The organism is Mycobacterium sp., assembly GCF_032161845.1.
Taxonomy (GTDB): Bacteria; Actinomycetota; Actinomycetes; order Mycobacteriales; family Mycobacteriaceae; genus Mycobacterium.
The window spans coordinates 1-5,766 of record NZ_JAVRQA010000100.1 but is presented as its reverse complement, the minus strand read 5'-3'; the positions used below and the strand labels follow the sequence as shown (position 1 = coordinate 5,766).

The 5,766-nt window shown below is 66.5% G+C and carries 6 protein-coding genes and 1 pseudogene; 4 read left to right on the top strand and 3 right to left on the bottom strand.

Annotated features, from left to right (window positions below):
• Positions 1-463, top strand: a 463-nt coding sequence (locus QOD90_RS06170; RefSeq protein ID WP_526347712.1) for a methyltransferase domain-containing protein, incomplete at its 5' end; no start/stop codon positions are given.
• A gap of 27 nt (positions 464-490) precedes the next feature.
• Positions 491-1,546 (top strand): MMP endo-(1,4)-3-O-methyl-alpha-D-mannosidase, encoded by a 1,056-nt coding sequence (gene mmpH, locus QOD90_RS06165; RefSeq protein ID WP_526347710.1) that lies wholly within the window; start codon positions 491-493, stop codon positions 1,544-1,546.
• Here the strand turns inward: mmpH and QOD90_RS06160 are convergent.
• A complete protein-coding gene (locus tag QOD90_RS06160) occupies positions 1,543-3,240 on the bottom strand; it encodes a metallophosphoesterase (RefSeq protein WP_526347708.1) in 1,698 nt (565 codons plus the stop codon). The genes mmpH and QOD90_RS06160 overlap by 4 nt on opposite strands.
• Before the next feature lie 251 nt (positions 3,241-3,491).
• Between QOD90_RS06160 and QOD90_RS06155 the strand changes: the two genes are divergently transcribed.
• Positions 3,492-4,256, top strand: a complete 765-nt coding sequence (locus QOD90_RS06155; RefSeq protein ID WP_526347706.1) for a DUF2127 domain-containing protein — start codon at positions 3,492-3,494, stop codon at positions 4,254-4,256.
• On the opposite strand, the gene QOD90_RS06150 is transcribed toward QOD90_RS06155, so the two are convergent.
• Entirely contained in the window at positions 4,257-4,931 is a 675-nt protein-coding gene (locus tag QOD90_RS06150) for a class I SAM-dependent methyltransferase (protein WP_526347704.1), read from the bottom strand. It abuts the gene before it with no gap.
• 53 nt (positions 4,932-4,984) lie between these two features.
• On the opposite strand from QOD90_RS06150, the gene QOD90_RS06145 reads away from it, so the two are divergent.
• Complete coding sequence (locus tag QOD90_RS06145; protein WP_526347702.1) at positions 4,985-5,554, top strand: TetR/AcrR family transcriptional regulator; 570 nt, start codon at positions 4,985-4,987, stop codon at positions 5,552-5,554.
• Here QOD90_RS06145 and QOD90_RS06140 read toward each other — a convergent pair.
• Positions 5,541-5,766: pseudogene (locus QOD90_RS06140) on the bottom strand (TetR/AcrR family transcriptional regulator); the annotation flags it as partial. The gene QOD90_RS06145 and the pseudogene QOD90_RS06140 sit on opposite strands and share 14 nt — an antisense overlap.

Below are 5,766 nucleotides of genomic sequence, written 5' to 3'. Positions count from 1 at the left end.
CGCCTCCGAGATCCTCGAACACGTCCCGGCGGACGAGCAGGCGATCGACGAGTTGATCCGCGTGCTCAAACCCGGTGGCCGACTTGCCGTTACGGTGCCGCGCTGGTTGCCTGAGAAGGTCTGCTGGGTCTTGTCGGACGAGAATCACGCCAACGAGGGTGGGCACATCCGGATTTACCGCGCTGACGAACTCCTCGACAAGATCGCCGGCAGGGGAATGCGGTTCGACCATCGGCACCATGCGCACGCGCTGCACTCACCGTTCTGGTGGCTGAAATGTGCCGTGGGCGTGGACAAGCCGGACCACCCGGTCGTCACCGCGTATCACAAGATGCTGGTCTGGGACATGATGTCGCGACCTTGGCTGACCCGCAACGCGGAGTCGCTGCTCAACCCGCTGATCGGCAAGAGTGTCGCTTTGTATTTCCAAAAGCCAGCCAATTCCCCAAGCCAGGCGGCCTGACCGGTGCGGCGTCATGAGATTCCTGGTGTGCCAGGCGTTCTGACGCCGGAGCAATGCCGTCATACGGCGGTGTCGATCGCCGCGACGCAGGAGCCGTCGGGCGCGTTGCCGTGGTTCGTCGGCGGACACACCGACCCGTGGGACCACGTCGAGAACGCCATGGCGTTGAGCGCGGCCGGATTGTGGGAGCCCGCGCGCGTCGCCTTCGAGTGGTGTCGCAACGTGCAACGGGCAGATGGCTCGATGCCGATCCAGATGCGCAACGGCGTGCTCGAAGATGGCAATAGCGACAGCAACTTCTGCGCGTACGTCGCGACGGGCGTGTGGCACCACGTGCTGATCACCGGCGACCGCGGCTTTGCCGAGATGATGTGGCCGGTGGTTAGCAGCGCCATCGACTTCGTCTTGACCATGCAACTCGACGGCGGTGAGATCGCCTGGGCCAGAAGCGATGCCGGGATCCTGCCCGAGGCGTTGCTGACCGGCTGCGCCAGCATCTATCACAGCATCCGCTGCGCACTGGCGTTGGCGAACTACATCGGCGAGTCACAGCCGGAGTGGGAGGTGGCCGTCGGCAGCCTCGGCCACGCGATCGCCGAGCATCCCGAGGCGTTCAACCTCAAGGACGACCACGCGATGGAGTGGTACTACCCGGTGCTTGGCGGGGCGGTACGGGGAGAAGCCGCCATGGCGCGGATCGACGAGCGCTGGGATCGGTTCGTCGTGCCGGGCCTCGGCATCCGCTGTGTCGACCACAGGCCGTGGGTGACCGGTGCGGAAACCTGCGAGCTGGTGATGGCGCTCGACGCGATCGGCGATTCCGCAAGGGCTCGTGAGCAATTCACTGCGATGCAGCACCTCCGCGAGCACGACGGCTCGTACTGGACGGGTCTGGTCTTCTCCGACGGTAAGCGGTGGCCCGTGGAACGCACCACGTGGACCGGCGCAGCGATGATCCTGGCGGCCGACGCGCTGTCGTCGACGACGGCGGGTAGCGGCATCTTCCGCGCCGACGATCTGCCGCGTGGCCTCGAGGGTGAGTTCGACTGCGCCTGTTCGGCATCCGGTCGCCGGCCGAACTAGGCGCGCACCTCGCGGCGGTAGGTCACCTTGTCGAACTCGCGACCGTATTCGTCGACGGCAACCACGTCCATCTCGCTGACCAGCGCTCCCGGGCGCACGTCGACGCGGATGAAGGCGTAGTTGCGAAACCGCACCCGTGACCACCCGACCGATTCGGCCTGCTTGTCTCCGTGAGCGGTCCAGACGTAGCTGTTCGGCACGAATGTGTCGGCGATCTCGTTGCCGCGGTAGCTCTCGTGCTCGCCGGGCTGTAGGTCGTAGCGTGGGCGCCCTCCGCTCCCGACCGTGTAGTAAACGGTGCCATCGGTCTCCGGATAGACGATCGCGTTGTCGCCTGCGACCGTCGTCGGCGTGTTGGCCCGGATCGGATCGGTGCGTTCGAATAGGTGGTTGTGGCCCTGGAGCGCCAGGTCTACCCGATAGCGGTCGAACAGGTCGGACCAGGCCGCCCGCACGCCACCATCACTGGCGTGTTGAGCAGTGGTGGAATACGCACAGTGGTGAAAGAAGCAGACGATGAAGTCGACCGCCGGATTGGCGCGATGTGCCGCCAATGTCTTTGCCACCCAAGACTCTTGGCGCCCACCGGAGTAGCCGGTGTTGGCTGTGATCTCGTAGCTGACGTCGTTGGCGTCCAAGGAGAGCACGGCCACGTTGCCGTAGACGAACGTGTACACCGACGGGCACCCCGCTGGACCGTTGCCCGGAAAGTCCAGCCGCGCCAGATGTCCGCCGTAACCGTGGGTCGGGTACGCCGCCTCCATGTCGTGATTGCCGGTCGCGAACATCCACGGGGTTGTCGACGCACTGGGTTCGATGAGACCGAAGTACACGTCCCATACATACGGATTGAACTTGTCGAAGCCAGCCCTGAGCTTGCCTCCCGGCCCCACGAAGCTCGCGGGCTTCCCCGCGCCAGAGGGGTCCGCGTAGGCGATGTCGCCGGCGAGCACGTGAAAGTCGGGCCGCGCCGCGATGATCTGGTTCATCAGGTTCGTCGTGTGCGGTGCCGTGGGGTCGTTGTCTGGCTGGTAGTAGGCGTCGTCGTAGACGCCGGGTGGGAGGCCAGGCGGAAGCACGGGAGTCTGATCGGTGCCCTGGTCCCCTATCATGGTGAACCGGAACGGGCCCATCGCATCTCGCGAGTTCGGCATCGCGGTCGCTGCCGAGAGGACGTCGGTGGTGAAACCATCCTCAGTCCGCCACCGATAGAAGTGCGGCGTGTGGCCGGCGAGACCCCCGACGGGAACGTGCGCGTAGAACTGTTCGGCTCCGAGCACTCCGCCATCCCCGTCGGGAATCTGGGTCACCAGATTGCGGATCTCCGCTTCGACACTGGCACCCAGGTCCGGAGTCGGTCCGTGGTCGACGAAGATTCTGGTGGCATTCGGATTTCGTGACAGCTGGGCGGATAACCGCAGTTGCGTCGAGCCGTCGGTGCCGAATCCCACTCGGCGATTCGCGACTGCCAGCGGCGCCCCCGCTGCGTACGCGCGACCACCGAACGGTGATACGCCCATGGCAGCGACGGCGGCGGCCGCGGCCGCTCCACCCAGAAAGTTCCGTCTCGACACGGGGTGGCGACGAAGGTAAGCGCGATGCCAGTCGTGCTGCTCTGCCATCGACATGTCAGCCGCAATGGCAGCAGGGATGCCGGTGTCGGGAATGTCGCCGCCGGCGGTTGGCTCAAGCATCGGGAACCCCTCTTCGTCGGCGCAGTCGCAATATACCGTCAACGGGCCCCGATGGACGCTTGATACGCGTGACCTTGGTGCTGAATTCGCCTGCCGTTAAACGGCTTAGCGTCACAACCCGGTACTTTACTTGGAGTCGGCTGAACGGTCGCTGAATGGGTCAGTCACTGCTCGTACGGCACCGGCGACTTGCGATGTTCGACGCCGGCATTGAATGATCAGCTCGCGGCCAGCAAGGAGAGCCCAGGACCATGCCCGAACCTCGGAACCACAACCGGTGGGAGCTGCGTACCTGCGCGCGCCGGGGTCACGTCACCTACGCCCCCGACGAGGATGCGCTGGCGGCCAGGTTGAGCGGGACGACCGGGCTCGGCGAGGTTTGGCGTTGCCTGCGCTGCGGCGACTTCGTCACGGGGCCCCCACATGGGCGAGGGGCGGCGGAGGATGCGCCGCTCGTCATCCGCGGCAAGGCGCTGCGCCAGGCCATCATCGTGCGCGCGCTCGCGGTGGAGCGCTGGATTCGCGCGCTGCTGATCGCCTTCGCCGCGTGGGCGGTCTGGAAGTTCCACGGCGCGCAGGGGTCCATCCAGGCTGCGCTCGACAGGGACCTGCCGCTGCTGCGCAGCTCCGGCATCAAGGTCGATCAGATGACGGCGATCCATGAGTTGGAGCGGGCGTTGGCGGCGAAACCGTCGACGCTGGTGCTGCTGACCTTCGCCTTGATCGCCTACGCGCTGCTGGAACTCGTCGAAGGTGTCGGCTTGTGGTTGCTCACCCGGTGGGGTGAGTACTTCGCAGTGATCGCGACGTCGGTCTTCCTGCCGCTCGAGATCCACGACCTGACCAAGGGCATCACGCTGACCCGCGTCGTGACCTTCTCGATCAACGTCGCCGCCGTGATCTACCTGCTCGTCTCGAAACGGCTGTTCGGCCTCCGCGGCGGTCGTCGGGCCTACGACGACGAGCGCCGCGGCGAGCAACTCGTGGACGTCGAGCGAGCCGCCGCCCGCGCGTGACTAGTCGAGTGCTTCGCCGGGCGTGCCGGACAGTCGCTCCAGAATGCGCATCGAGCCCATCGCCGACACCTCCCGGAACGCTCCGGTGTCCAGTGCGCGTCGGTACACCCGGTAGGGAGCCTGCCCGCCGTCGTTCGGATCGGGGAACACGTCGTGGATGACCAGCGCGCCACCGACCGCGACCCACCGTGCCCAGCCGTCGAAGTCTTGCTGCGCCGCGGCGTCGGTGTGTCCGCCGTCAATGAACAAGAGCTGCAACGGAGTTCGCCACGACCGGGCCACCAACGACGACTTGCCGACGACGGCGACGACGTTATCGTCGAGCCCGGCGGCGTCGAGGGTGTGGCGCAACGTCGGCAGGGTGTCGAAGAGTCCCGTCACGTCGTCGACCATGGAGGTGTCGTGATACTCCCAACCCGGCTGGTGTTCTTCGGAGCCGTGGTGATGGTCGATCGTGTACAGCACACCTCCGGTCTGCTGTGCGGCGGCGCCGAGCATCACCGTCGACTTGCCGCAGTACGTGCCGATTTCGACGCCGACGCCATCGCGCAGGTACGTGGTTGCCGCGTCGTACAACGCACGGCCTTCGTCGGCGGGCATGAAGCCGATGACCTGCTCGGCGAGTGCGAAGAGTCGCGCGGCGGAGGGCGGCAGGGCAGTCTCGGTAGTGCTCATGACGGCCAACTTACCGTTGCTGGTCAAAGGCAGTTGTAGTAGCGTCCGGACATGTGTCCGATCCGGTCTTGGAGTCGACTCGGCGCCGTCTGACCGCCAAGCAGGCCGACACCGTGGATCGCCTCGGTAGAGCCGCGGTCGACTTACTCAATCGGGATGGATTCGCAGGTTTGACCGTGCGGCGCGTGGCTGCCGAGGCCGGCGTCGGATCGGCCACCGCCTACACCTACTTCTCGTCGAAGGAGCACCTCGTCGCCGAGGTGTTCTGGCGCCGCCTGGCCGGTGCGCCACCGGCGCCACACGGGTCCGCCGACCGCGCCGTCCGGGTCATCGACGTGCTGCAGCACGTCTCGCTTCTGGTCGCTGGCGAGCCGGAGTTCGCCGGAGCGGTGACGAGCGCGCTACTTGGCAGGGATCCCGACGTCGAGGTGCTGCGGCAGCGGATCGGCCTCGACATCAGGGCCCGGTTGGCCGCGGCCCTGGGTCCGGAGGTCGACGAGGACGTCATCGACTCGCTGGAGATGTTGTACTCCGGCGCGCTGGTGCGGGCCGGCATGGGATACGTGTCCTACCAAGAGATCGCGCAGCGCCTCGAGAAGTCGGCACGCCTCATCTTGGGTTAGCCGGCAGCCCAAGGATTGCGCGCGCCGCGGCGCCGGCCGGCTCGACGATGGCCCGCACGTCCTGGCCGTCCTCGACAAGCAGCGCCGTCAGCTCCCGCAGCCCACCGAGAAGGATGAGTGCCAGCGGTCGTGAGATTGGCGTCAGACCGGCCCTCTGGAACCCTGGGCTGAGGCTGAGGTCGACGACCATGTCGGTGAGGTGCGCCATGGCG